Origin of the sequence: Gordonia polyisoprenivorans (assembly GCF_017654315.1) — a bacterium.
GTDB lineage: Bacteria > Actinomycetota > Actinomycetes > Mycobacteriales > Mycobacteriaceae > Gordonia > Gordonia polyisoprenivorans_A.
Genome location: NZ_CP072203.1, coordinates 3,712,366 through 3,737,325, shown reverse-complemented (window position 1 = coordinate 3,737,325; position 24,960 = coordinate 3,712,366). Strand labels below are relative to the sequence as shown.

24 protein-coding genes are annotated in these 24,960 nt (G+C 63.3%); 14 read left to right on the top strand and 10 right to left on the bottom strand.

The window, feature by feature from the left end; genetic code table 11:
• Window positions 1-436: 436 nt before the first annotated feature.
• On the top strand, window positions 437-1,312 hold the full coding sequence (locus tag J6U32_RS16785) for a hypothetical protein (RefSeq protein WP_208791331.1): 876 nt from the start codon (window positions 437-439) through the stop codon (window positions 1,310-1,312).
• Window positions 1,313-1,551: 239 nt separating this feature from the next.
• On the top strand, window positions 1,552-1,929 hold the full coding sequence (locus J6U32_RS16780) for a histone-like nucleoid-structuring protein Lsr2 (RefSeq protein WP_208791330.1): 378 nt from the start codon (window positions 1,552-1,554) through the stop codon (window positions 1,927-1,929).
• Window positions 1,930-2,020: 91 nt separating this feature from the next.
• On the opposite strand, the gene J6U32_RS16775 is transcribed toward J6U32_RS16780, so the two are convergent.
• The 7 genes from J6U32_RS16775 to J6U32_RS16745 all read right to left on the bottom strand — a co-directional run bounded on the left by J6U32_RS16775 (window position 2,021) and on the right by J6U32_RS16745 (window position 10,121).
• The gene (locus tag J6U32_RS16775; protein ID WP_208791329.1) at window positions 2,021-2,314 is read right to left on the bottom strand and encodes a hypothetical protein; all 294 of its coding nucleotides are present in this window, start codon (window positions 2,312-2,314) and stop codon (window positions 2,021-2,023) included.
• Between the two features lie 201 nt (window positions 2,315-2,515).
• Window positions 2,516-3,184 carry a hypothetical protein gene (locus tag J6U32_RS16770; protein WP_208791328.1) on the bottom strand — a complete coding sequence of 223 codons (669 nt, stop codon included), beginning with the start codon at window positions 3,182-3,184 and terminating at the stop codon, window positions 2,516-2,518.
• A 14-nt stretch (window positions 3,185-3,198) separates the two neighbouring features.
• Window positions 3,199-3,486, bottom strand: coding sequence for a hypothetical protein (locus J6U32_RS16765; RefSeq protein WP_208791327.1), 288 nt, complete (start codon window positions 3,484-3,486; stop codon window positions 3,199-3,201).
• A gap of 243 nt (window positions 3,487-3,729) precedes the next feature.
• Window positions 3,730-4,530 carry a hypothetical protein gene (locus J6U32_RS16760; protein WP_208791326.1) on the bottom strand — a complete coding sequence of 267 codons (801 nt, stop codon included), beginning with the start codon at window positions 4,528-4,530 and terminating at the stop codon, window positions 3,730-3,732.
• Between the two features lie 72 nt (window positions 4,531-4,602).
• Window positions 4,603-4,992, bottom strand: a complete 390-nt coding sequence (locus J6U32_RS16755; protein ID WP_208791325.1) for a hypothetical protein — start codon at window positions 4,990-4,992, stop codon at window positions 4,603-4,605.
• Between the two features lie 222 nt (window positions 4,993-5,214).
• Complete coding sequence (car, locus tag J6U32_RS16750; protein ID WP_208791324.1) at window positions 5,215-8,640, bottom strand: carboxylic acid reductase; 3,426 nt, start codon at window positions 8,638-8,640, stop codon at window positions 5,215-5,217.
• A 920-nt stretch (window positions 8,641-9,560) separates the two neighbouring features.
• Window positions 9,561-10,121, bottom strand: coding sequence for a TetR/AcrR family transcriptional regulator (locus tag J6U32_RS16745; protein ID WP_208791323.1), 561 nt, complete (start codon window positions 10,119-10,121; stop codon window positions 9,561-9,563).
• Between the two features lie 154 nt (window positions 10,122-10,275).
• On the opposite strand from J6U32_RS16745, the gene J6U32_RS16740 reads away from it, so the two are divergent.
• The 5 genes from J6U32_RS16740 (at window position 10,276) to J6U32_RS16720 (ending at window position 15,788) form a co-directional block, all read left to right on the top strand.
• On the top strand, window positions 10,276-11,463 hold the full coding sequence (locus J6U32_RS16740; protein ID WP_208791322.1) for a cytochrome P450: 1,188 nt from the start codon (window positions 10,276-10,278) through the stop codon (window positions 11,461-11,463).
• Window positions 11,460-11,891: a nuclear transport factor 2 family protein gene (locus J6U32_RS16735; RefSeq protein ID WP_244332056.1), complete on the top strand. Its 432-nt coding sequence runs from the start codon at window positions 11,460-11,462 to the stop codon at window positions 11,889-11,891. The genes J6U32_RS16740 and J6U32_RS16735 overlap by 4 nt, the downstream gene beginning before the upstream one ends.
• A gap of 517 nt (window positions 11,892-12,408) precedes the next feature.
• Window positions 12,409-13,613 (top strand): IS3 family transposase gene (locus tag J6U32_RS16730; RefSeq protein WP_208791320.1). Its coding sequence is split into 2 segments (ribosomal slippage): window positions 12,409-12,652 and window positions 12,652-13,613, totalling 1,206 coding nucleotides; the frame shifts between segments, so codons are not numbered across the junction.
• Between the two features lie 312 nt (window positions 13,614-13,925).
• On the top strand, window positions 13,926-14,504 hold the full coding sequence (locus J6U32_RS16725; protein WP_208791319.1) for a hypothetical protein: 579 nt from the start codon (window positions 13,926-13,928) through the stop codon (window positions 14,502-14,504).
• A 513-nt stretch (window positions 14,505-15,017) separates the two neighbouring features.
• Window positions 15,018-15,788, top strand: coding sequence for an SDR family NAD(P)-dependent oxidoreductase (locus J6U32_RS16720; protein WP_338836162.1), 771 nt, complete (start codon window positions 15,018-15,020; stop codon window positions 15,786-15,788).
• Window positions 15,789-15,916: 128 nt separating this feature from the next.
• Here the strand turns inward: J6U32_RS16720 and J6U32_RS16715 are convergent, their stop codons facing one another.
• The gene (locus tag J6U32_RS16715; RefSeq protein ID WP_208791318.1) at window positions 15,917-16,366 is read right to left on the bottom strand and encodes a hypothetical protein; all 450 of its coding nucleotides are present in this window, start codon (window positions 16,364-16,366) and stop codon (window positions 15,917-15,919) included.
• 287 nt (window positions 16,367-16,653) lie between these two features.
• On the opposite strand from J6U32_RS16715, the gene J6U32_RS16710 reads away from it, so the two are divergent.
• Entirely contained in the window at window positions 16,654-17,484 is an 831-nt protein-coding gene (locus J6U32_RS16710) for a class I SAM-dependent methyltransferase (RefSeq protein ID WP_208791317.1), read from the top strand.
• Window positions 17,485-17,563: 79 nt separating this feature from the next.
• Here J6U32_RS16710 and J6U32_RS16705 read toward each other — a convergent pair whose 3' ends face one another.
• Window positions 17,564-18,451, bottom strand: a complete 888-nt coding sequence (locus J6U32_RS16705) for a fructose bisphosphate aldolase (protein ID WP_208791316.1) — start codon at window positions 18,449-18,451, stop codon at window positions 17,564-17,566.
• Window positions 18,452-18,527: 76 nt separating this feature from the next.
• On the opposite strand from J6U32_RS16705, the gene J6U32_RS16700 reads away from it, so the two are divergent.
• The 5 genes from J6U32_RS16700 (at window position 18,528) to J6U32_RS16680 (ending at window position 23,398) form a co-directional block, all read left to right on the top strand.
• Window positions 18,528-18,938, top strand: a complete 411-nt coding sequence (locus tag J6U32_RS16700; protein ID WP_208791315.1) for a hypothetical protein — start codon at window positions 18,528-18,530, stop codon at window positions 18,936-18,938.
• A gap of 3 nt (window positions 18,939-18,941) precedes the next feature.
• On the top strand, window positions 18,942-19,877 hold the full coding sequence (locus J6U32_RS16695; RefSeq protein WP_208791314.1) for an ATP-binding protein: 936 nt from the start codon (window positions 18,942-18,944) through the stop codon (window positions 19,875-19,877).
• Window positions 19,878-21,371 carry a VWA domain-containing protein gene (locus J6U32_RS16690; protein WP_208791313.1) on the top strand — a complete coding sequence of 498 codons (1,494 nt, stop codon included), beginning with the start codon at window positions 19,878-19,880 and terminating at the stop codon, window positions 21,369-21,371.
• 364 nt (window positions 21,372-21,735) lie between these two features.
• Window positions 21,736-22,353 (top strand): GyrI-like domain-containing protein, encoded by a 618-nt coding sequence (locus tag J6U32_RS16685; protein ID WP_208791312.1) that lies wholly within the window; start codon window positions 21,736-21,738, stop codon window positions 22,351-22,353.
• Window positions 22,354-22,582: 229 nt separating this feature from the next.
• The gene (locus J6U32_RS16680) at window positions 22,583-23,398 is read left to right on the top strand and encodes an acyl-CoA thioesterase (RefSeq protein WP_208791311.1); all 816 of its coding nucleotides are present in this window, start codon (window positions 22,583-22,585) and stop codon (window positions 23,396-23,398) included.
• A gap of 62 nt (window positions 23,399-23,460) precedes the next feature.
• Here J6U32_RS16680 and J6U32_RS16675 read toward each other — a convergent pair whose 3' ends face one another.
• A complete protein-coding gene (locus J6U32_RS16675; RefSeq protein ID WP_208791310.1) occupies window positions 23,461-23,958 on the bottom strand; it encodes a hypothetical protein in 498 nt (165 codons plus the stop codon).
• Window positions 23,959-24,120: 162 nt separating this feature from the next.
• Between J6U32_RS16675 and J6U32_RS16670 the strand changes: the two genes are divergently transcribed.
• A complete protein-coding gene (locus J6U32_RS16670) occupies window positions 24,121-24,951 on the top strand; it encodes an SDR family NAD(P)-dependent oxidoreductase (protein WP_244332054.1) in 831 nt (276 codons plus the stop codon).
• Window positions 24,952-24,960 lie beyond the last annotated feature (9 nt).

Genomic DNA, 24,960 nt, shown 5'->3' with positions numbered 1-24,960 from the left:
GGTTGTGCGGTCGTGGTGGCCGCAACGACTGGACCAATCGGGAGGGCTCACCTCTCTCACCGCCGGACCTCGATGGTGTCATCGCCCGCTCCGCGTGGCCCTGGGACCATCTGTCAGCCGATGGTACTTTCGGAGGGGGGTTGCACTGGGGGAAAGTTGGCATTCGCTATTACGTAGGCCTATGTGGGGGCATCCGGGATACGGCGTCAGGACAGGAGATTAGTCAACGGTGAGACTTCAGCGGTGGACGACCCCACGAGACAGCCACGGTTCGTGGGTCAGCACCGGATCGGTGGTTGTCTTCGTGACATCGCTCGGCCTTGTGCTGGGTGCGGTTGTCTACCTGGTCGCCCCGTTTGGCAGGTTGGACCATCCAGAGCCACGGCCGAGTAACGAGCAGATAGCGTCGTCGCGAGACTCGTTGGACTCGGCGTCGATGATGTTCGGTCTGATGAACTCGGCGCTGATGAGTGCGTCGGGCAGTATCCGCACGATCACGGCGAGCGCCGAAGACATCTTCAACGCAGTCGATACTGCCACCGAGGCATCGGCGACGGTCGCCCGAGCGATGGCCGAGGCACCCAGCACGGGCGCGGCCGCTGGTGGAGCCAACGAGAGCCTGAGCGCGATCAGTTCAGCACTCGTCCAAGTACGTGGCCTCGCAGGAGCGGCCGGACAATTGGATTCGTTCGTAACACCATTGATCTCGATTCTCGAGGCCAGTAATACACCGGCAAGCAACAGGGCACTCGCGCAACTACGACAGTTGCAGCAGGCGAGCCGACAGGTCACCTCACAGTTGGGTTCGCTATCAAATCTCGATGCGCAGATCTCCCGCGTCAAAGGGTCCCTGACCTCCGCGTCTTCTCAAGTCGACACCGCCCTCGGTCAGGCACGGAATGCTGCGAATCAGCTCGCCGCCGGGTTCAAGAAGATGTCGACTGCACGCACCGACACCGTCGCCGGTGCGCGGAAGATCACTGATGGTGTTGCCAAACTCAGCGGGGTCATGACAACCATCAACAACAACCTCGAATCCGCCAAGACCAACCTGGCTGCCCCAGCTCAGGAAGATGCCGACAACGCCGGCGCCGCACCGACAGGGCCGGCAGATCGTCTGCCCTGGGCGATCCTCATCGGTGCCGCTGCTATCGTGCTGACTCTCGCCGCGATCGCACTCGCAGCGCTACGCGCCCGATCGATGCGAAACCGCCCCGAGTCAATGCCATCAACGGCCACTGCTGACACCGATACGCGCGCCGACGCCAACACCACACGACCAGTCGATTCGGACACCACCGCCCCGGAGTAGTCGCCATCACCCCAGAAGCAGCGGTCGCGGAATACGAGGCCGCAGGCTCGGAAGAAGCTTTGCCGCGCAAGCATTCGGCGTCTCTCGTTCTGTCATCCGCCGCCGGCTTCACCAAGCCGGGCTCCGTGACACCGACTGCCACAACCGATAGCCCGGGAACCAAGGAATGATCGCGCGATACCCGCCGCGCCGGGCGTGTATTTGTGAAAGCCATTTGAGAATGCGCTACCCTGCATTCCATGGCGCGTAAAGAAGTTCTCTCGTTTGTTGATGATCTGGATGGCACCGCGTTGGATGTCGAGGACACTCACACGATCGACTGGTCCTGGCTCGGTGTGGACTACCGGCTGGATGTGTCGAGTGAGAACCTCGAGAAGATTGAGAACGGCAAGGTGGCGCTTGCTCGGCTGCGTGCGGCGTCGACGAGGGTGGGTGGTCGCCGCCAGTCGACCGCGCCAAAGATGACCACGGGTGGCTCCCCGCGTCCCTCGCGGTCTCGCAACCGCAGCACTGACGGTGCCGCGGTCCGCGAATGGGCGGCGAGCAACGGCTACGACATCGCACCCCGCGGCCGCATCCCCGGCGCTGTGCTTGAGGCGTACCGCGAGGCTCACTGAACCTCATGTCGCCGAGCTCTCAACTGAATCGTGCCCCTATGGGTAAGGGTTACCCATAGGGGCACGATGGCGTACGTGACACTCGATAGGACTACAGGATGTTGGTTGGTGCCTGCAGGTGCCACACGGTCGCTGGGAGCTTGTCGCCGACGCAGAGTGCTTGTCCGGCAAGCCATTCGGCGCGCAGGGTGTCGTTGGCGTTGATGAACGAGACGCAGTCGTTGCTGGTGGCGAACGGCCCGTATTCGTAGTACACCGAGTTGTCGGACCAGGTGCGGTGTTTCTGCACGACCTGGACGTCGGCGTGGGCCGGTGCGGCCGCGGAGGCGATCACCGCGCCGGCACCGAGGATGCTCAGGCGGCGGGTGGAGAGTGTGATTGTCATTTTCCGGGGTCCTTCTCCTTCGGTGCTGCCCGCCGGGTGCGGGTAGCGAGGAACCACGGATCACGAAGCGACCGAATGACAGAGGGTGTAGCGCCGTCTACCCGGCCCACCTACAGGTGCGGGCCGGGTGTGGTGACGACGGAGCCGGGTGTCCCTGTCATGTGCTCACCTCGAGATCCGAGGGCTGAGCCGTCAGTCAGGTCAGGGAACGACTGGCGTGGTCGTGTCGGTTGCTGGTGGGGTCGCGGTGAGTGTTTCGGTGACGGTGCTCGCCGCCGGTGTCGAGGTCACGGTCACCGTGTTGGTCTCGGTGGTGGTTTCGGTGACCGTCGACGGTGTCTCGGTGGTGGACTCGGTCGATTCCGCGGCCGGCGACATGCCGGGCAAGGTGGTGGTTTGCACCGACGCGCTCGCCGTGGCGGCCACCGACATATCGCGTACCGCCTCGGCGAACTTGGTGACTCCTTCCATGGTGCCGTCGGGGGTGTAGTGAATCCCTTCGGGATAGAACAACGAGTCCGATGCTTGTGCCGCCCAGTCGAATACGGTCAGATTCGGGTACGCCGCTGTCGCCGCGTCGAGGGCTTGATCGAACGCAGTCATGGCTTCGGGAGCGAAACCGGTGTGCGAACGGGCCGCGTCGGTGGTCTTGACGGTGGGCCAGAGCACCGGGCGGCCGTTGGCGATCGCCATCACCTTCTCGATCCGCTGCGCGGCGTTCACGCTGGCGCCGGCGGCCACAGCCGCGGCGTCGTTGGTGCCCAACGCGACGACGTAGCAGTCCGGATTTTGCTGGTTGATCGTCTCCAGGGCCTCGAGGCCTGGGGTTGCGGTGTTGGTGCGCTCGACGCACCAGTGACGAAATGTCACTGTGTTGACTGATGTCACGCGTGCGCCCGGGGTGTTATTTGCGGGGGGCGGAATCGGTGGCGTGCGTTCGCGACTGCTGATCCGGTGCGTCCCAGTAGTGTGGCGGCTTCCCACACGGTGAGGTCGGTGCGCAGCGCGACGGCGATGTCCTCGGTGGTCCAGGGGCGCTGGTGTTCGCGCGCGTTGGCGCGGTTGTCGACCGGGCGGCGGTCGATGTAGTCCTTGGTGCGGGCTTTGCTGGCGTCGGCGGGTGCGCGTGGTGTGCGGCGGGCGGCGATCGCTCGCCGCTGTTCGATCGCCATGGCTCGGCGGCGCCGGGTTTCGGCAGCGGCTTTGGCTGCCCGGCACCGCTCACAGCGGCACTTGTGCCTGTTGTAGCCGCCGATCGTGCCATGTCGCGGATCAGTAGGCCCGTCGAGCATCAATCCGTCCTCCGCAAGCGGCATCGTTGCCATACGAACGAAACAACTATGTGGTCGGGGTGCACAAGTAAGGCAGATGATTAATGGCGGAGTTCATCGCCCGCGGGCAAAACAGGATGGCCGTTATGACCACTTCAGTTGAACTCTCATTTGGCCGGGTGAGTATCCGACTTTCGCGGGGTCGGTGGGTGGGGCTTCGCCGGAGGGTGTGTACCCCTTGAGGGTGAAGGTTCCGACAGGTGAGACGGTGTAGCTGTCGCCGGGATAGCACTCGATGCTGGCGGTTAATGATAGATCCGGTCCCGAAACCCTGTTCGCCACCGCGTTGAATGCCACGAACACCGAATAGTCGCCGTTCGAGTCGCCTCCCAAATCGCCGCCCACATTCAGTGTTCCGGCCCAGAAGTTTCTGCTAAGCGGTAAGGTCCATTCCTGGGTTCCGGTGGATCTTGTCCGAACATACTTCTGGCGTTGAGGACTATTCGGGTCCAAGACGCTGCCTGCCGAATTTGAGGCGGAAATCCCCAACATTATGACTTCCTGAGCGGCGGAACTGCGTGTGCCGTCGAGGAGTATTGATGTTCTTCCGCCGAGGGAGGCGGACATGGTGTCGGAATCCACTCTTTGGTAGGAGCGGAAAGTGAATACATCGCCGTTGGCGAAAGCGACGGTGAGATCAACCCAATGTCGACCGTGTGCCTCGCCAATGGCTTTGGGGGTGACTACATAGTCCTTCTCGCCTTCGTATCCCGGAAGAATATACGGTTGTCCGACATGCAGCTCGTAGCGAGGATAGCTGAAGTTGCTTATACGGATGGGGTCGCCGTGGGGAGTGGCCACAATGGGATTGCCCGTCAGTGTGAAGGATGTCGACGATGCCGCGTCGCCTGGCTCGTTGGTGGCTGAACACCCCGTCATTCCCACGCATACCAGAGTAGCGGCGGCGGAGATACCGAAAACTGAACGGAGTCGGCATTTCGCTCTTCTTGAAATCATTCAAAAACACCCCGAATCTGATATGGGCGCCGATATGAACACGTCGGTGAAGTCGTCATCTATTTGGTCTTTTGGTAGAAAGAACTCGTTGCCATGATCTGCCTTGTTGAACGGTCCCCATGGATTTTTCACCCAGATCCCGTCAGGTGAGGACTTCGTGACGACGGAGGCGTGCCCACCCTTAAGGGTGTATGTCAGTCCGTCTTTGACTTTCCCGTTTTCGACGATACTGGTGCCGATGTTCTTGTCTTCGTTGCCGCCGGTTCCGACGACGACTGAGCTGCCGTTGGCGATTTTGGAGTTGATGTCGCTGGAGTCGTTGGTGAGGCGGTCTGCCATTCTGTTGGTCCACCAGTGTTCGTTGTGGTGTTCACTGCCGCTGCCGGACATTAAGCTTTGCGCATTCTGCGGGTATCCCCCGGCGCACTCGACTGCGTTTTCGTCTACTTGCGATACCGCAGACTCGATGATGCTGTCGATGAATCACACCAGGTTTGGTGCACACCTGGTTACGCGTGTGCTTCCACGGGTGTGGCGACAGTTTGAATCGCACCGAGTTCTCCGGAGGCGATTCAGATCAACCCGTACACCACGCCGAAGGACTTGACCCGATCAGATGAGATTCAGATAGCCGAAGCTGCGGATGTAGTTCTCGATGATCGCGCGACTGATGTGTGGAATGTCGTTCTCCGGAACGACTCTGAGGCTACGCACGGCGTCGCGGAACTGGGTCGCTGGTGCTACCGACCCCGTGGACGCCGGCATCGGCGCCGCGTACTGGGTCAGTAGCGGTAACAGCGAATGGCGGCGGCGGTACTCCGGGAGCTTGTCAAGTGCCGTCGAGAATCGACGGAACCACTGCCCATAGTCGTCGATGCGGGTGATGTCGAGTCCGAAATCGATCATCCAGTCCACGAATGTGTCCAAGCCGACCCCGTCCTCGTGCGGATTCACCGCGTGGAACGTCGCAAATCCCTTCTTCTCGACCACTTCCGAGATTGTCTCGGCCAAGAAGTCGACGGGCAGCGCATCATAATGCGCAGCGACACGAGTGCCGTCAGCGGGGATCGGATGGAAGGAGAACGGGGCGAGACCGGTGGCGGCAATACTCATGAGAAGTCGCGTGAACATGTCGGGTAGGTTCAGCTGTCCGACATGACTTGCGTCAGCAAGGATCATGTCACAGCGCACCACCGTCACCGGCAGGTCGCACTGCTCGTGCGCCTCGCGGAGCAACACCTCTCCCGCCCATTTGCTGTTTGAGTAGCCGCTGGCATAGCCCGCGTCGGACCGCCGTACCGGACTCATCTGCCGAACATCGCTGTCCTCGACAAACTCACCTTGGGGAATCTGATCGCCGACCCCGATGGTGGAGATGTACACGAACGGTTTGCGCTTGCCCGTCAGCGCGAGCCGGATCAGTTCGGCTGTGCCCAACACGTTGGGGCCGAAGAGCTCTCGGTACGGCAGAAGGTGATTCACCAGCGCGGCGGGATCAATAACGAGGTCGACCGAGTTCGCCAGCTCAGCCCACTCATCACCGCTCAATCCCAGGTCCGGAGCCCCCTTGTCGCCGGGCAGAACCCGCAAATGTGCGTCTGCCAACCGGGTGAACTCCTCGAACAACTCGGTATCGCCGGAATCGAAGACGCTATCAAGGCGCTGCCGGCCAGCGGCGGCGTCGGTGGCACGGACCAGCGCGACCACCTCACCACCGTGCTGATCCATCCGCCGTAGCCAGTCGATCAACAAATAACGCCCGAGAAAGCCCGTGGCCCCGGTGATCAGCACGGCGGACGGGGTGTCCGGGGCGTCCGGCAATTGATCCACGCCGTCGAGCAGTCTCGCGTCGAAGAACTTGTCCAGCGTCAGATCCGCGGCGCGCAGTACAGCACCCTCTGCGGCCGTGTCAATACCGTGCACAGTCGCGGCGGTGGGTCGATCGGAGCCCGAGCCCGACTCCAGGTGATCGGCGAGCGCTGCCATGTCAACCGCAGGCGAGGTGATGGTGCCCGCCGAGACGTCCCGGCCGAGAACATCTGAAAGTGCGGTACCCAATGTGACAGCACTCAAGGAATCCCCGCCAAGGTCAGTGAAGTGCGAATCAGACTGCACCACACCCTCGTCGAGATCCAACAGCGCAGTGACCACATCGAACACCGTGTCGAGGACGGGGCGGCTGGACGCCTGCTCGCGTGCCCGCCGCAGGCGCTGCTCGGATGCGGCGTCCGCCTCGGCGTACAAAGTCTCCAGGCGCGAGCGGTACTTGTCGCGCAGTCGCGGCCTCGCAAGCTTACCGATGTCGGTGAGGAGTCCGTTCGTTCGAGCGAAGGGGACGGCCTCGACGAGGAGGTCACGTGGTATCTCCCCCGCTGCCAGTCCACCGCGGGCACCGATCTCCCGGAGCGCCGCGATCAGTCGGCGGCGCAGAACGTCTTCGTCGCCTTCGGCGTCCGCGATCGCCTCCGGGGTGGGAACCACAACGGCCAGAAGGTACGGGCGCGCGCTGTTGGCATAGACGTAGATCTGCCGAATCGGCGGTGTGCTGAGTACGGACTCCACATGGGAAATCGTGACGAACTCACCATTCGACAGTTTGATGACGTTGTTGCGGCGATCCACATAACGCAACTCGTCCGGACCGACCAGTTCCATGACATCACCGGTCCGATAGAAGCCATCGGGCGTGAAGACCTCGGCGGTCAGCTCCGGCCGACGGTAGTAGCCACCGAAGATGTGGTCGGTTCTGACCACGAGCTCGCCACGTGGGTGAGGTCGGTCCGCCGTGGAGTATCCCAGTTCGGGCACATCGACGAGCCGGTAGTCAGAAACGACGGGGCGGGCAACTCTACCGTTCATCAGAATCCCGCCGGCCTCGGTGGAGCCGTAACCTTCCTCCAACGGAGCATCGATGAGCCGTTCCACGAAGACGCGGACCTCCACCGAGATCGGCGCCGACCCCGTGAGCGCGTGCACACGCTGCGAACCGAAGCACCGTTCCCGCAGCCTGCCGATGGCCTCCGACTCATCCACCCCCGCACGGCATTGCGCGAGGTACTCCTGATACAGCAGCTCCCACACCCGAGGCACGAAATGCAACCGGTTGGGGCGTACCGCCTCAAGATCGTCGAGCAGTTCGGAGAGATCGCTGTGGGCCGTAAAGTAGGCGATTCCACCGTGTCCAAGGGTCTGTGACAGCGTCACCCTGCCCATCACGTGACTCAGTGGCAGGAAGTTGAGAGTCACCCACGGCTCGCCGTCACTCTCGGCGTGCTCGAGCATCTGCATTCCGAAGCCCTCGGTCACCAGGCGCATCACCGCACGCTGCGAGTACATCGCCCCTTTCGGAGTGCCGGTGCTTCCCGAGGTATACACCAGCAGCGCCAGACGCTCGGAGTCCTCGGCAGCAGCTTCTCCGCGGCCAGCGTCGGCGAGGTCACCGCCCAGCGGAGCAGCGTTGGCGACCAGCAAGTCGGACAGGACGTGGACGTTCACATGCCCTGTACCGGTCACGATCTCGAGAGTCTTCGGGTCTCGATCTTCGTCGAAGACGAGGACCTCTTCGATGGGAAGCGAACCGCCGGCAATGAGTTCGGCCACCAGAGGCAATTGCGCAGCCGACACGGCGAGCACACGCGATTCCGTCTCGGAAATGATCGCCGACCAACTCTCTCGGGGGGCACCCGCCTGCAACGGCACACTGACAGCCGAGGCCACTCCACTGACAGCAAAGTCGACGAGTACGTAGTCAGGACTGGTGAAGCCCAGAATGGTCACGCGATCGCCTGGACACACCCCCAGTGACTCTCGGAGCGCTATGCCGACGCGCTCGATGCGATCGCCCATCTCCCCATAAGTTGTCACTTCCCACCCGGACCCTGTAGCAGTGCGCCGACACAACGCCGGACGATCGGAATATCCCGATGCCAACGCTCGCAGAACGCCCGCTATGTCCCTTTCTTGCGTAATCTGCTCCGTGACAACCGGATCGGCAGCGTCGGCGGCCAGCGACGGTCCTTGCCGAGTTTCATGAGTCATTGCCCAACCTCTCCCCAAGTTCTCTATTTAGGCATACTAACTATCTGCATCAAGTAGACACCTCTGCGCCCAAAGACTCCACGCCACGTGAAAAACATCACCGAAGAGAACCGCTCGGAGGAAGGCCCCACACACAGGCCTCGGCCTACTCGAACGACAGACACCGCGACTGCTACGACCCCGGGGCGATGATGAGTACCCACCATAAGCAGATCTTGACCGCCCGCAACCGAGCACGGCTGGACACTGCGAGCAGTCTTACCCACCTGGATCGAGATGCGGCGGGCCAAGCGATCTGAGCTTCTTCTTCCGCAAAGATGGCCAGCTCATTAGCGGAAGCCGCTACAACGCCACCGCGACACCCGGTTACCAATTAACCCATCACATCCTCAAGATCCGCCCTTGAAGAAGTATGAAGTCACCCACTAGTCATCGTGACTGCTGGCCGGCCACCTGGGGATCGGGAACGCCACGGTGGCCCGAGCGTGGCGTGCGTACGGCATCCGATTGATACCTTCGCAAGTTCAATCATCCCAGGTCAGGGCACCATTCTCCTTTTATGACACGAAATCAGCATGAAAGCCCGAGGCTAACCCCTCGGTGCTTCTGATACTGAACCGTCACATCAGCGGTCGCTGAATTCCCGAGACTCTTCACATTCGTCACCGAGGTGACCTCACCAGTGCCACGTTGAGTCGTGTCATCGTGTGCCGAGCGGCGAAAATGCTCCGCGGTGGAGGTAGAAAGGTCGGATGCTAATGCACCACATGCAACCGATTTTCAGCAGCGCCAAGTCTCCGGAGCTGTACGCCGATAAAGCTCGACGAGACACCGAGGTGATAGCAGCGACGTCAGCCTGGGTCGCCTCACCGGAGTCTGCGAGGGCGTATTACCCGTTGGGGTGCAGGGTGTTACGGCGCTCATGTGTTCTGGCGTGATGTTGTTGTGAGCCCGGCGACTAGTGCGTCGACTGCGGCGTGTTCGTGGTCCGCGGACATGGGCCACAACACCAGGGAGATGAATCCGCGGATTGCCCACTGGGTGCCGGTTTCGTCGTTGGGGTCGAGTCCGAGCAACTCGGCGGCAGCTCGTGTGACGGCGGGCGATCCCACGGCGGCGGAAACGATGCTCTGTAGTTGTCGGGATTGTAGGAGGTGGCGCAGGACGCTGTCGTCGCGGAGTTCTCGCAACGCGACATGGATCGCCGTGACCGAGCGTGCTGAGCCGCTCATATGCGATGTGTGCGTCGTGACGGCATTAACGACGCGTACTGACGATCGGGCGAGGACTGCCTCGACGATGTGCTTCTTCCCGCCCACATGCCTGTACACCGTGGCGCGTGAGCAATGGGCGCGGTGGGCGAGTTCGTTGATGTCGAGAGCGTCGATTCCGCGTTCTCGGATGAGAGTGGCGGCTTTGTCAATTAACCGGTCTCGGGCCTGGTCTGCGCGGTTGTCCTCGAGGATCCAGTCATGAGTCATATTCTCATCATGATACACATATGCGATATGTCGCAGCCGATTGGCGCAGGTCGTCGAGCCGTTGTGCGACTCGCCCTATAAGCATCCACTGGGCCGCATATCAACTTTCGATGTTCGATTGTCACCTCGGTCATGTTGGGTTCACGCTGGCGGGATGCATGATCTCGATAATCCCTACCCCGCCTTGGCCGCTCTGTCGCAAACGGAGCCAGTCAGTCAGATCGGCGATTCGTCGTTCTATCAGGTGACCGCATGGGATCTGATCGCCGAGGCCGTCGCCCGCCCGGACGACTTCTCGTCAAATCTCACCGCGACCATGGTTTGGCACGACGACGGCACCGTGGGCGAGTACCCAATCGCCGAACTGGGATCGCCCGTCCATGTACTGGCCACCGCCGATGATCCCGAGCACAAACAGCATCGAGCGCTCGTGATGCCGTCGCTCGTGGCGCGCCGAGTCCGGGCCCTTGAGCGGTTCATTGACACCACCGTCGAGCGGTTATGGGACGGCGGGCTGCATCACAAGCAGATCGACTGGGTCCAGGCAGTCGCCCAGCGTCTTCCAATGGCCGTGGTCGCAGAACTGCTCGGGTTTCCCGCCTACGACATCGACGACCTGGTGCGGTGGTCGTTCGCGGCGACTACTCTTCTCGACGGGGTCGTGAGCGCTGGACAACTCGACACTGCCAGCGAGGCGGTCGGCGAGCTCACCGCCTATCTCTCGGAGGCGTTCGAGATGGCGCTGACCCGGCCCGGCGAGAACGTGATGGGCGACTTGGCACGTATCGTCGCCACCGGAGCGATCACCCGCGACACCGCGGTGTTGATTGCAGTCCAACTCGTCGCGGCCGGCGCCGAATCGACCGTCAGTCTGCTCGGTAGCGCAGTACTGCTCCTGGGCAACAATCCTGACGTCGTGGCCCGACTACGCACCAATCGTGACCTCGTACCCACATTCATCGAAGAAGCACTGCGGTTGGAATCGCCGTTTAGGGGCCACTACCGACACGTCGTGGGCAACACACAACTAGGGGGCGTAGCGCTACCCGCGGGTTCGCACCTCTACCTGATGTGGGGGGCCGCGAACCGCGACCCCGCAACGTTCGACGACGCCGGAACAATCGATCTCGACCCCACCGCCAGGCGCACACACATGGCGTTCGGCAAGGGAATACACCTGTGCGTCGGAGCCGCGCTTGCCCGCCTCGAAGGACGACTCGCCATCGAATATCTCCTCGACCGAACACCCCGCGGACTCTCCATCGACACCAGCGACCCACAATGGGAACGCAGCCTTCTGGTGCGCCGACTCACAACCCTCACGGTCACGGTCAACACGTGAACGACACACCCACAGCGCAGATCACCGAACTGCTCCACCGCTATGCCCGATTGCTCGATGCCGGTGACTTCGCAGGTGTGGCAGCAATGTTCACCGAGGCCGCGATCTTGGTGAACGGTCAAGTAATCGGGACAGGCACTGACTTTGTCGAGAGCATGTTGACCGACTCGATCATTGTCTACGCCGACGGAACACCCCGAACACGACACGTGATCACCCACCCTGCGATCGACCTCGCCGCCACCGATCGAGCCACCGCGGACTCCCAATACACAGTCTTACAAGCCTCCCCCACCGGCGAGAACGTCGTCATGGTGGGCCGCCACCACGACACCCTGGCCCTGCGACACGGTATCTGGAACTTCACCACCAGGGACTACGGCGACATCACTTACACCAGCGACACATCCCACCACCTAAGGTACTGAAGACCCCCGCAATATTACCGCTGAGCTGCGAAAACGACTCGTCCTACCTCGACACGTCTCGTTACCAGCTTTACCTATCGAGTTGAAAACAGATGAATACTCGAGACTGCCTCTCAACGGCCGTGGCCAGCGCGAATGTGCTCTCGGTGTCGTGACGTTAAGGCGGTGACCGGACTGTGTTGACCAGTCTGACATGCGGACATGACCAGATCATTCATCTGCTGGATAGTGCCCCGTGGAGTGGTGGACTTCGGATCGGCGTGGACTCACGCGTAGTGATCAACGAGTCATGGTGAATGCTAGGCGTTGTGGTGGGATTGGTCCAGTGCTGCGGCGGCGTGGTGTTTGGCGGCGATCACCTTCTTGAGTTCGAGCATCGATACATCGGAGAGTTAGCGGCGGGTGACCTGCCACTCGTCGTGGGCCTCGATCACCACCGCGGTCGACAAGCTGGGGTTGACCCCGTTTCCCGGACATCTTGATGGCCAGTGTGAGGCTGGCGGGAGAGGATGGAGTGATGGGAGCGAAGCGGAAGAGTTACACGCCGAAGTATCGGCGTGAGGCTGCGCACTTGGTGATCGATACTGGTCGCACGATCGCGGAGGTCGCGCGGGAGGTCGGTGTGGGTGAGCAGTTGCTGGGTCGGTGGGTGGCCATTGAGCGGTCGCGGATGGATGATCCTCCGCCGGCGGTCGATGCCGATGAGCGTGCCGAGTTGGAGCGTTTGCGTCGGGAGGTTGCCCAGTTGCGGATGGATCGGGATTTCTTAAAAACTGCGGCAGCCTTCTTCGCGGCGGAGAATTCGCAGCAGAACAAGCGTACGAGATAATCGACGCGGAGAAGGCCACCTTCCCTGTTGTACGTAGTGTTGAATTGTTGGGGGTGTCGCGGTCGGGTTTTTATGAATGGCGTGAGCGGCAGGAGGCTGGGCCGTCGGCACGTCAGGTACGGCGGCAGGAGTTGGTGGAAAAGATTGTGCGAGTCCATGAGCAGTCGGATCAGGTGTACGGTGCGCCGCGGATTACCGCTGATCTGCGGGATTCCGGCGAGGTGGTGTCTACGAAGACTGTGGCTAAGTTGATGCGTTCCAATGGTATTGCTGGTATCAGTCCGCGTCCGTGGACTCCTGTGACGACGATCGCGGATCAGAATCCGCATGTGATACCGGATCTGGTGGGTCGTGAGTTCGATCGCGGAGTGTTGAATACGGTGTGGACGTCTGATATCACGTATTTACGTACATCGAGTGGCGGTTGGTTGTATTTGTGCGTGGTGCGGGATGGGTGTTCGCGTCGGGTACTTGGCTACGCATTCTCTGATACTCTGCACACTGATATTGTGGACACGGCGTTGCGGAATGCGGTGATGTTTCGCGAGCCGGAAACCGGGTCGACCGATCAGGTCATTTTCCATGCCGACAGGGGCTGTCAGTACACCTCTGAGCAGATGGCGCAGGTCGCTGACGACCTGAAAGTGCGGCTCTCAGTGGGCAGGACCGGGGTGTGTTGGGACAACGCTCAGCAGGAAAGTTTCTGGTCGACGTTGAAGACCGAGTTCTACGATCGACGGGAGTTCGACACTCACCTGGAGGCCATCGTCGCGGTGTCCCGCTGGATCGATCAGGTCTACAACCGCAGGAGACGACACAGCTCGCTGGGCTACCTTGACCCGGTGACATTCGAACGCAACATGATTGACCAGGCGGCTACCGAAGCCGCTTAACCGATGTCCGGCAAACGGGGGTAACCACAACTTACCCGATTTACCCATCTCTTGCATTCGGCGAGGGCTGTCGCGATCCACGAAATCACGCCGCACTCGGGAGTCCTCCGTCTTGTCCCGGGGCTCGGACGGGGCGATGTGTCACAGTGACGATTCGCGTTCGATTGCGGCCAGACTTGGGCCACCCACGGCGCACCATCACTGCAAGAACAAACTCGCGCTCGTAGCACTGTGGGGTCAACCCGGATTCGAAGTGAAAGAGCTTGTGTCGTAATCTTTTCACCCGTGTCTCTTCTCGCTGCTGGTGCTCTCATGACCGACGTCGCTGTGTCCCGATGTGTGTGGTGTTCGTCCCTTGAAGATGTTGCGGTGTATCGCCATGAACCGCGGTGCGGGCGGTGCCGCGCCGCGGAACAAACTGTTGCCGAGGCCCGCCACTTCATCCGCTTATATGGTCTGCGCCCCTTGGGTGCGTCGCTGGAGTCCGAGGACGACGAGGAGCGGGAGCATCGGGTCGCTTTCCGTGAGGCGTCCGCGGAGCTGAGGCGGATTCGGACAGAGACTCCGAAGACGCGTAAGCCTTCCGCGGTGCGAGCCGGCGGCACCACGTCCGCGCCCGTCGCCGTGAAAGCGAATGGTAAGGCCACCGGCACGGCGCGGAAGGTCGGTTCCGGGGCCGACTCGACCGGCATTTCCCGGCCTGGCGCCACTGAACTCATGAGTCGGGCCGAGAGCCTCTTGGCGCAGCTCGCCGAGATCGAGGGCCGTCTCGAGGTCGCGCTGGAAGACACCGGTCTGAGCGGTAAGGCCAAGGCATCAGACCTGACAGCGAAGCGGGATTCTGTGCTGCGCATGCTCGCCGCGTTGGAGAAGGCCAAGCGTGCGATGTAGCGCACCCCGCAAGTGATGTCACCCCAGGCATCGAGTTGCACTGAGTCGTCCTCCTGCAGGTTGCACACGAGAACACTCGCATTCATGAAGTTCAGATCCCTGCAGAACATTCGCCACCGAGATTGAACGATGACAGAAGCTGGCGATAGTCATCAACAAGGGCGGGCTGCAGTTCAGAGCGTTGGCATGCGCCACTCCCCTGTTTGTCCACACCTCATCGCAGGATCGCTGATCCGAGCCATCTGGCGGCTCGATGAAATCACCCATCCGGTCGTCCACCACAGCTTCGTGAGTTGAGGCAGGCCAACATATCGCAATGCACATTGCGCGAACTCTATTCTTCAGCAGTGTGTTTGGCGCATCGATCCGCGTCGAGTAGATCGATTCGCGCAACGTCGCGTCGGCGGAGATCTGCTCCACATTCCGCACCCGGACTAGGGTGATGACATCCAAGCACATGCGACGGTGGTGTGGACTGCGACCGGCACCATCGCTGACCCGTACAGATCGGCGATGGCAGCACCTATGCTTGCAGGCGTGTCTCTTGAGGATCGCGTTGCTCTGGTGACAGGTGCAACGAGAGGTATTGGCCGCGCTACCGCGGAGCTACTGGCGGCGCGCGGTGCCCGCGTGTTGGTGACCGGACGTGACGTGGAGCGGGGCCAGGCAGTTGTCGAGGCGGTGCGCGCCGCCGTTGGTAGTGCACACTTCCTGGCCGCCGATTTGACCGACGCGCCGAGCTGCCGCGCCCTGGCCGCCCAAGCCACCGAGTTGGCCGGGAAGGTAGACATCTTGATCAACAACGCGGCAACCGCCGCGTACGGGCCGACCGAGTCGATCCCGGAGGCCGACTTCGATGCCTGCTACGCACTCAACGTGAAGGTGCCGTTCTACCTGGTGGGTGCGCTCGCTCCGGCGATGGCGACCCGTGGCCATGGTGTCATTGTGAACGTGAGCACGATGGTGGCCTCGTTCGGGACGGTGGGCTCGGCGGTGTACGCCTCGAGCAAGGCTGCGCTGAACTTGTTGACCAAGTCCTGGGCCGCGGAGTACGGGCCTCGTGGGGTTCGGGTCAACGCGGTGGCACCCGGGCCCACACTCACCGAAAGCGCCGACGCCCTGTTCGGCGAAGATCGGCTCAACAAGATGATGAGCAACGCCCCGGCCCGGCGAGTGGCGGCCCCCGATGAGATCGCGCAGACCATCGCCTACCTGGCAAGCGATCAGGCCAGCTTCATTCACGGAACCATCGTGCCTGTTGACGGTGGCCGTAGCGCCGTCTGACGACTCTGTACGTTCAACTGGCACAGTGCTGCGCATCGCGATCGGCGTGTCCCCTCCCGCCCGGTGCGGTCTGGAAAGCGGTGCCTGCGTGGCGGATCAATCGACACTCAGAACATGCCGAACTATTCCTATTTTGGCTGGCTTGCGAGCCACAGCCGAGCGACCCTCAGCGCGACGTCGCTGTCAGGAAAACCCCCGACAACGTTGACTCGATAGGCGCCAGTGCGACTCCACACACTGATCTCGAGCACGTCATTCGTGTGGTCGAAACGCGTGGCCATCTCAAACGCCTCATCCCCAAGGCCGTCTACCGCCCGGACTGTCGACGTAGTCGTCCTGCCATCACTCCGGTCGGCTGCCACGTGTGATCTCTCCTCCAACACCGGAAGGACGCTGTACCGCAAGAAGTCTCGGTTCTCAAAGGACAGTAACGAGAACGCAAATGCGCCGGGAATCTCCACGTAGCACGAGACCTCCGTGGCACCTTGCTGTCGGGTGACGAACGGCGTCGCCGACGTCGCAAGGACTTCCTGCAGACTCGATACGCTCGGACATGCAATATCTTCGATACGGAACACCTGCGACTCCTCTGAGACTTGGGGTTACCCCGCTTGCCGGACATCGGTTAAGCGGCTTCGGGAGCCGCTTGGTCAATCATGTTGCTTTCGAATGTCACCGGGTCAAGGTAGCCCAGCGGGCGGTGTCGTCTCCTGCGGTTGTCCACCTGATCGATTCAGCGGACACCGCGACGAGGCCTGGCGCCACTGAGTTCATGAGTCGGGCCGAGAGCCTCTTGGCGCAGCTCGCCGAGATCGAGGGCCGCCCACTATCGATAACGGTTGCCATCCCGGTTAGGCTGGGTGTCATGACAGGACCCTCCATCGCGCAGATCTTCAACTCGGCCAGTGCGGATTTCGATCTGGTGACTCCCCTTGTCTGGGGCCCGGCGGGGGAAGCTCTGGTGGCAAGGGCGGGAATCTCGCTGGGCGACAAGGTGCTCGACATCTGCTCGGGTACGGGGGCGAGCGCGCTGGCCGCCGCTCGGGCCGTGGGGCCCGACGGGCACGTCACCGCGGTCGACTTCGCGACCGACCTGGTCGACCGCGCCCGGACCAACGCCGACGCGGCGGGCTTGAGCAACATCGACTTCCGTGTCGACGACGTCACTACTCTCCCTGGTCGTCTCTCAACCGAATACGACGTCCTCACTTGCGGTTTCGGTGTCTTCTTTCTGCCGGACATGGACGACGCCGTGCGGAAACTCCTGACCCTGCTGCGTCCGGGCGGCCGACTCGCCGTCGCAGTCTGGCACGACGACGCGCTGCGCGACTTCACCGGTGCATACTTTGCCGAGGTCGCGCGGGTCAAAGGTGACCCGCCGCCTCCCGGCCCGCGTGCCCCGTCCGATGGACCGCCGCACCCCATCACCCGGATCGACACGCAGGAGAAGATCGTGGGATGGCTCGAATCGCTTGGTGCGGTGGATGGTTCAGCGTCAGTACTCGAACTGCGAGTCCCACGCACGGACGAGTTCTCCTGGTCGATGGTTTTGGGTAGCGGACTGCGGGGCGCGCTGTCGGGGATGGACGCCGAAACCGTCGCCGCCGTCCGGGCAGGTTTCCTGCGGCGACTGGCACGCGACGGAATCACCGAAGTCGACTGCGACACTTTGATTGCTGTCGCTCGGACACCATGATCGCTGTTGCGCACTGGACCCAGCGCCAGCGCTTCCTCGGGTCACCCAGGAGCTGCCAGTGGTGCCGATTGCCGATCCCCTACACGATCGAGGCGCGGTAGATGATCTCGATGGAATCGCCAAGAGTGCGATCGAACTCGGCGTCGTCCTGCTGATCGGTCAGCCCGTCGAGCAGGGCCCGGCTGAAGCTTGCGATGAGGCCAGGGTTTCGCTTCAGTCTCGCGCACGCGTCATCCCGTGTGTACCCGCCCGAGAGTGCCACAACCCGAGCGACCCTCGGATGCGAGATGAGATCGGAGTAGAAGCCGTCGTCGGTGGGGATTGTCACCTTGATTGCCACCTGCGCATCGCCAATGCCCTCCAGGCCTTTCACGAGCTCCTCCTTCAACATGACCTCGGCGTCGCGCTTGTCCGGCGCATCGATGCTGACCTCCGGTTCGAGGATGGGGACGAGATCGGCCGCGAGCACCTCGGCGGCGACCTCGAACTGCTGTGCCACGACTCGCCGGATCCCCTCTGTGTCGGCTTCGTGGATGACCGACCGCTCCTTTGTTCCGAACACCCCGCGCGCCCGGGCATCGTCAAGTGTGCGAGCGAGGTCCGGGATGTCCTTCATCAGCTGGACGCCGTGCTCGGGGTCCTGAAGACCCTTGTCGATCTTGAGCAACGGCACGATGCCCTTGGTGGACCAGAGGTAGTGGGCGAACTCCGTACCGTCGACCTGCCGATCCAGCGTCCCCTGGAACAAGATGGCGCCAAGGACGCGGGCACCGTCGAAGGCCGGACTGACGACGATGCGGGCACGTGCGGCGTTGATCAGATCGAACATCTCCGCGTCTGTCGAGTAGCGATCATCGGGTATGCCGTACATACGCAAGGCCTTTGGCGTGCTGCCGCCGCTCTGGTCGAGTGCCGCGATGAAGCCCTCCCCAGTGGTGAAACGGGCGAGCTGCTCGGCAACGGGCATGGTTGTCTCCTGTCGGGCGAAGGTGGAACGTCGCGGTCTCCGTCCAATAGTAAATGACAACCGTTATCGTTAGACCATGAGCCAGGAAGATCAGGTCCACGATCAGGGAGGGCCGCTGGTGGCGCTGTGCGCGGGTCACCGGTGCAGCGCTCTGTGGCATCTCGGCGACGAATCGGCCCCGGCCGGAGACCCCGGTGAGGTGCGCCGCTCACAACGCCTCGGCCAGACCATCCGCAACACCCCGGGCGGGGTGCTGATCAAGACCGGCTGCCTCGGGGTGTGTCACCAGGGCCCGGTCGTCGGGGTCGCCTACCGCGCGGCCGGCTCGTCGCGCGTCAGGTTCCGTCACACCTTCGCCACCGCGGACCGGATGCCGGTTCTGCGCGGACTCGTCACATGGATCGCGAGCATTCGTGATTCGTCGGACTGCCGATCCATCCCGGAGGCCTTGCAGCCCGCTCTCATCACCGCCCGACAGAGTCGGTGACGCATGACCCCCACCTATCCCTTCACCGCCGTCCTCGGTCACGACGAGTTCAAGACTGCTCTGCTGCTGACCGCCGTCGACCCGGGGATCTCCGGTGTCCTGGCAATGGGCGATCGAGGCACGGCCAAGTCCACACTCATCCGTGCGCTCGGGGAGCTCCTGGCGATCTCCGGTATCGATGCCCCGGTCGTCGACCTGCCGCTCGGTGCCACCGAGGATCGCGTGGTGGGAGCACTCGACGTCGATCGCGCACTTCGACACGGCGAAGCGGTGTTCCGGCCAGGGCTGCTCGCCGACGCCCACGGTGGTTACCTCTACATCGATGAGGTCAACCTGCTCGACGACTTCGTGGTGGACCTGTTGCTCGACGTTGCGGCGAGCGGGATCAACATCGTCGAACGGGACGGGCTGAGTCATCGGCATCCGGCGCGCTTCGTGCTCGTCGGGTCCGGCAACCCCGAGGAGGGCCAGTTGCGTCCTCAGCTGGAGGACCGGTTCGGTCTGTCCACGCACGTGCAGACCATCACCGATGTCGGCTTGCGGACCCAGATCGTCCGTCAGCGTCTCGACTACGATTCCGATCCCGACGTTTTCGCGGAACGCTTCTCGGTTCGCCAGCACCACCTGGCGCAACGCCTTGCCGCCGCGCGCGCCGACCTCGAGGGTGTGGAGGTCGATGATCAGATCCTGTCGGATGCCGTCCGGCTGTGCGTCGAGGTGGATGCTGTGGGGCACCGCGGTGAGGTGATGCTGATCCGAGCCGCGCGCGCACTGGCCGCGTTGCGTCGACACCCGACCGTGACGCGGGGTGACCTGGCCGATGCTGCGATTCCGGTGCTGCGCCATCGGATTCCGCGTGAGCCCTTCGGCCGCCCGACGGTGGCGACCGCGCGGGTACGCAACGCGGTCGTGTCAGTCGTCGGGCACGTCGCGGCGTAGATGCCCACGCTGCCCTGGCATCGCCCGCCGGAGTCGTTCCTCGACTCCGAACAACTGCGTCTCTGCAGGGCCTGGCAGACCGACGGCCGCTTCGGCCTGCTGTTGGTGGGCGACGCAGGCCGTCGGGAGGCGGTGATGGCATTTCTTCGCCCCGACTCCGCGATGACGATCACCGCCGCCATGACCGACGCCGACGTCACCGTCGATGAAACCGCCACCGGGTCACCGATGCTCTCCGTGCTCGACCGGGCCGCGACACCCGCCGGAGTCATCATTCCCGCCGCCGACCTGATCGACCCGGTGGTCGCAGCGCTCCTCGACTGCGACCGGATTCTCGCGTCGGCACCGGACGTCGAGAGCGTGCCACCGGTACTCCTCTCCCGCGTTACGGTCGTCGTCGGGCTGGGCGTGACTCCAACCACTCGATCCCGGCGATTGCCCTCGCTGGACGGCGTATCGCGCCTCGATTGGGCGGTGCGCACGCTGGCCGCCAACGGTATCGACGATCACCGTCTCGACATCGGCACCGTGTGTTGCCTGGACGCGGTGTCCGCGGCGGGCGGTTCACCCTCGACGGTGCTGGCCCACAACATCATCGAACCGCGGCTCGGGCCATTGGTCGAGGCCGCGACCCTCGCGCCGTCGGCCGTCGATCCGGCTCAGGTGGACGCACCTGCCGCGGGAGACACCGTGGAAGAGCTCGACGCCGACGAGGCCGAGGTGGCGCGGCTGGTCGACCTCGGTGCAGCCCGCGCGTCAATGCCGGAATGGGTGTCGGTGTCGGTCGCGCGGCGCTACCTGCAGCAGCGCCGCCCCGGACGCCGGGGTGCGGTGGGGCGCACGAGACGAGGTCGGGTCAGACGTGTCGTCGAGTACGATGCGGCGCTCGGTCTTGACATGCATTCGACGCTGACCGCAGCCGGCCGACGGGGCCGTCTTGATCGGGATGCCTTGCGAAGCAGCATCCACGTGCGTCGAGGAGGTCGCCTGACGATCGTCATCGTCGACCGGTCCGACTCCATGAGCGGCGTCCGTGGACGCGTGGCGGCCGGCAGGGCGATCGGCGCGATCGAACAGTCCATCGCCAACCGGTCGAAAGTGGCGGTCATCGTGGCCCGCGGTGCTACAGCGCAACTCGTGGTCGAACCCACCCGCGACCTCCGGGACGCGTACGAGGTCATCGCGGCGCTGCAGTCCGGTGGCGGCACGCCATTGGCGTCGGCTTTCCTGCTCGCCGTCGGGGTGATCGACGACGAACCGGAGTCCGCTGCCCGCGTCCTGGTGGTGTCCGACGGCGGGTCGAACGTCCGCCTCGAGGAGGAGGTTGCCGACCGTACGGAAAGTGCTGTGGCACAGGCCGAGAACGCACTCGGACTCCTCGTGGCCCGGTGTGAGCAGGTCGTGGTGGTGCCGACGGCCAATCCCGGCGTGCGAATCCGACCTGATGACCTCGCATGGCTGCGCCGCGCCGGCGCGGTGGTGCGGCCCGGATGACAGGAAGAACCCACCGGTGAGGTGCGGACCGGATCAATTGTCTCTCCTGACATCGGTTCCCGCGGGAACCTCGGACGATCTGGTGTACAGGAACGAGCCCCGTCGTGCGCCCGGACGGGCCTGCACTGGACTACCGTGGCGTAGTACCGGGCGACAGCATCGTCGGGGATGGCGGTGAAATGTGAGTGTCGGTTGTCGGGCGAAAAACTCTCGAACCTCATGGTTCTCGACCGAGCCGGTGGATGCGGGCTCGAACAGCGCGAGCTGGTCGCGTGCGGACCAGGGAGCAAATAGGAAGGCGCGATGGGTGTTCCGCCGACGATTTTGGGTATTCCGCGGCCAAGGATATGCAGGTAGCAGAACAATGACGAAGACAGACTTCAAGAAAGAGCTGGCCGCCTACCGTTCCAGCTCCAAGGCGTTTGAGATCGTGGACGTCCCACCACTGCAGTACCTCATGGTCGACGGCCACGGCGACCCCAACACCGGCCAGGAATACGCCGACGCCGTTGCCGCACTGTACTCCGTCGCCTACAAACTCAAGTTCGCGAGCAAGAAAGAGCTCGGCAAGGATTACGTCGTCATGCCCCTCGAATCGCTCTGGTCGGCCGAGGACATGGACGCTTTCACCGACAGGCGCGACAAATCCCAATGGGACTGGACAGCCATGATCATGGTCCCCGACTGGATCACCCCCGAGATGTTCGACGCTGCGATCGCCAAGGCCGCCAACAAGAACCCGCCCGTGAGCCTCGACAGGGTGCGATTGGAGACGCTCCACGAGGGACTCTCCGTTCAACGGCTTCACATCGGCTCCTACGACGACGAGGCCGGCACGCTGGCCGAGATGCACCACACCTTCATCCCGACTGCGGGGCTGAAGCCAACGGGAAAACACCACGAGATCTACTTCAACGACTTCCGCAAGGTTGAGCCCGCGAAGCTGCGCACCATCCTCAGGCAGCCCGTCGAACGAGTGTGAAGAGGAGCTTTCTGCCCTGTCGCGCTCGGCCTACAGTCAGCGGAGCGCGGCCACTCCCATCCCGATTGCGCCGAGCGACGACAACCACCGGTGTAGCACGTTCCACGTTCCCCACGTGCGGGTGAACATGGCCCATTCCACCGAGCCGGTGGCCAGTCGCTGATTCAGGGGTCGGGATCCTGTGCGAAGTAAGTTGCGTGACGAAACTCGGTGTGATTACCTCGGTTGCGTGAAACAACTCGGTAGGCAGGCGCTGGTTGATGAGTTCTCGGCCAAACCGATTGGTGAGGGCACGTGGTCGGCCGACATCGATCGCTCATGGTGGGGGTGGTCCGGTCCGCATGGCGGGGTGATCGCGGCTCTGGCTGTCCACGCGGCAGCGGCGGCCGTACCGGATCGATTGGTGCGAGCGCTCGACCTCCGATTTGTTGGACGACCTGCCGACGGCGAACTCGTCCTGACTCCCCATGAGAAGAAGATCGGCGGCAGCACGCGCATTGTCGATGTCGGCATCACCCAGGGCGACCACGATGTCGCGGCCGCCACGGTGACCCTGGGCCGGGTGGGGTCGGCGTCCCCCCAGGACATCGTGGATGTGTCGACGGATGTCGTCGCGCGTCCCGAGGACTGCGAACCATTCATGATCCCGCCCGAGATCGTTCCGATGGGTGGACATCTCGACCTACGTCCCACCGACGGCGCGCTCCCGCTGACCGGTTCGGAGGATGCCTGGATGCGGGCGTGGATTTCGACGAGAACACCGATGTCGATGGATTTCGCCTATCTCGCGCTTCTTGCCGATTGCCTTCCGCCCGGGGTCTTTCCGACGCTCTCGGCTCCCCTGGCCGTCCCGACTGTCGCGTTCTCGATGCACGCGACCGCCGCGCTCGACGACCCGTCGCCCGCGCCCGTCCTCGTCCACACGCGGAATGCGTCGACATCAGGAGGGTGGTCAGTCGATGACACGACCTTGCGGGATGAGTCGGGACGGTTGCTGGCCACGGCACGCCAGAGTCGGCGGGTCCTCGGGTGGCCTGCCCGGTGAGGACCCGCCGCGGTGTCCACCAACGGTTGCGACGTGTCGGCCACTTCGTGCCACCGAGTCCCTCAGGGCATCTCGACTGTCTGCGCGCGGCGTATCTCCTCAACGGCACGAGTCACATACGGACCGTGATCGACAGCGGCCGCCGACGCCAGATCGGCGGCCACCAGGAGCGCCGCGACGACGACGTCGTTCGGTGTGGGCACCGACGTCGTTCCGTCCTCGGGCCGCTCTGCCACGCCGAGCGCGCCGGTGAGCACCACTGCGACGGCGGTCGGGTCCACCTGGGCGTTCCAGCGATCGGCGGCACTCACGGTGCGGTTGAGGACTTCGGCGATATCGTCGCCATCGAGCCCGTCCTGATACGAGGTTTCCAGCAGCTCGCGCACCAAGTGGCCGTGTACGTCACGGGCGGCGTCGGCGTGGATCGCGAGTTCCTCGACAGCGTCGCGTAATTCTTCGAGCTCATGAGTGCGTGCCGCGCCGATCCCTCGGTCGGTGGCCTCGGCGATGACTCGTGCCACCGCAGTCCAGTCGGCTGATGATCGGTAACCACTGGCCATTGACTGTTTCCTCCTGGTCGGCCGACGGATGAGTGGGCGTGCTCGTCGCAGACACTAGTCGCCACCGCCGACAACCAACGCGGGCGAGACATCATCGCCGTGCAACGCTGCGGCCGACGCAATGCCATCCGGACCCGACACCGCCACGATTACGGTGTGGGCATGACACAAGTAGCACTCGTCACCGGCACCTCCTCCGGCATGGGCATGTACGCGGCGGTCGAGCTCGCTCGCCGCGGCGTGCGGGTCGTCGCCACCATGCGCGACACCGGTCGATCCGGTCGATTGCGTGACGCTGCGGCCGACGCCGGCGTCGAGCTCGACATCCGAGCGCTGGACGTGGTCGATCACACTGCCGCCGCCCGCCTGGTCGCCGAGGTGGTAAGTGACCACGGCGCGATCGATGTTTTGGTCAACAACGCGGGTCAGGGCTGTGTGGCGACCGCCGAGCAATTGTCGATGTCGGAAATCCAGGCGCAGCTGGATGTGAATTACCTTGCCCCGGTGAATCTCACGAAGCTCGTCTTGCCGGGTATGCGGGAACGCCGCAGCGGCAGCATCCTGACGGTCACGAGTGTGGGTGGCGTCGTCGGACAACCATTCGCCGACGCCTATTGCGGCGCCAAGTTCGCCGTCGAAGGATTCATGCAGTCTCTGGCGGTGGTCGCCGAGAGCTGCAACGTGCATGTCGCGGTTATCGAACCCGCCGCCGTGGCGAGCGACTTCGTCTCCAACGCTGAGCGTCCCGAAGGTGCCGACGCCTACGGTCCGCTGCTCGACGCCTATCTCAGCCGAACCGCCGGTGCGTTCGCCAACGCGCAGACTGCTCAGAGCGCGGCGCTCGCCATCGCTGACGCCGCGATGGCCGAGAGTTTCCGATTCCGGTGGCAGAGTTCGGACGCGGCAACGACTTTCGCCGGTATCTCGCTGGCCGATCTCGATGGCGAGCGCGTCCTGGAAGTCACCCGTACCTGGCTCACCGCCGAACGGTAGGAGATCGAA

What these genes read in the sequence shown, in the direction of transcription:
- J6U32_RS16785 (WP_208791331.1), top strand. Translation starts at nt 437, where the DNA reads ATGATGTTCGGTCTGATGAACTCGGCGCTGATGAGTGCGTCGGGCAGT.
- J6U32_RS16780 (WP_208791330.1), top strand. Translation starts at nt 1,552, where the DNA reads ATGGCGCGTAAAGAAGTTCTCTCGTTTGTTGATGATCTGGATGGCACC.
- J6U32_RS16775 (WP_208791329.1), bottom strand. Translation starts at nt 2,314, where the DNA reads ATGACAATCACACTCTCCACCCGCCGCCTGAGCATCCTCGGTGCCGGC.
- J6U32_RS16765 (WP_208791327.1), bottom strand. Translation starts at nt 3,486, where the DNA reads ATGGCGATCGAACAGCGGCGAGCGATCGCCGCCCGCCGCACACCACGC.
- J6U32_RS16755 (WP_208791325.1), bottom strand. Translation starts at nt 4,992, where the DNA reads ATGTCCGGCAGCGGCAGTGAACACCACAACGAACACTGGTGGACCAAC.
- car (WP_208791324.1), bottom strand. Translation starts at nt 8,640, where the DNA reads ATGACTCATGAAACTCGGCAAGGACCGTCGCTGGCCGCCGACGCTGCC.
- J6U32_RS16745 (WP_208791323.1), bottom strand. Translation starts at nt 10,121, where the DNA reads ATGACTCATGACTGGATCCTCGAGGACAACCGCGCAGACCAGGCCCGA.
- J6U32_RS16740 (WP_208791322.1), top strand. Translation starts at nt 10,276, where the DNA reads ATGCATGATCTCGATAATCCCTACCCCGCCTTGGCCGCTCTGTCGCAA.
- J6U32_RS16725 (WP_208791319.1), top strand. Translation starts at nt 13,926, where the DNA reads ATGACCGACGTCGCTGTGTCCCGATGTGTGTGGTGTTCGTCCCTTGAA.
- J6U32_RS16720 (WP_338836162.1), top strand. Translation starts at nt 15,018, where the DNA reads ATGGCAGCACCTATGCTTGCAGGCGTGTCTCTTGAGGATCGCGTTGCT.
- J6U32_RS16710 (WP_208791317.1), top strand. Translation starts at nt 16,654, where the DNA reads ATGACAGGACCCTCCATCGCGCAGATCTTCAACTCGGCCAGTGCGGAT.
- J6U32_RS16705 (WP_208791316.1), bottom strand. Translation starts at nt 18,451, where the DNA reads ATGCCCGTTGCCGAGCAGCTCGCCCGTTTCACCACTGGGGAGGGCTTC.
- J6U32_RS16700 (WP_208791315.1), top strand. Translation starts at nt 18,528, where the DNA reads ATGAGCCAGGAAGATCAGGTCCACGATCAGGGAGGGCCGCTGGTGGCG.
- J6U32_RS16695 (WP_208791314.1), top strand. Translation starts at nt 18,942, where the DNA reads ATGACCCCCACCTATCCCTTCACCGCCGTCCTCGGTCACGACGAGTTC.
- J6U32_RS16690 (WP_208791313.1), top strand. Translation starts at nt 19,878, where the DNA reads ATGCCCACGCTGCCCTGGCATCGCCCGCCGGAGTCGTTCCTCGACTCC.
- J6U32_RS16685 (WP_208791312.1), top strand. Translation starts at nt 21,736, where the DNA reads ATGACGAAGACAGACTTCAAGAAAGAGCTGGCCGCCTACCGTTCCAGC.
- J6U32_RS16675 (WP_208791310.1), bottom strand. Translation starts at nt 23,958, where the DNA reads ATGGCCAGTGGTTACCGATCATCAGCCGACTGGACTGCGGTGGCACGA.
- J6U32_RS16670 (WP_244332054.1), top strand. Translation starts at nt 24,121, where the DNA reads ATGACACAAGTAGCACTCGTCACCGGCACCTCCTCCGGCATGGGCATG.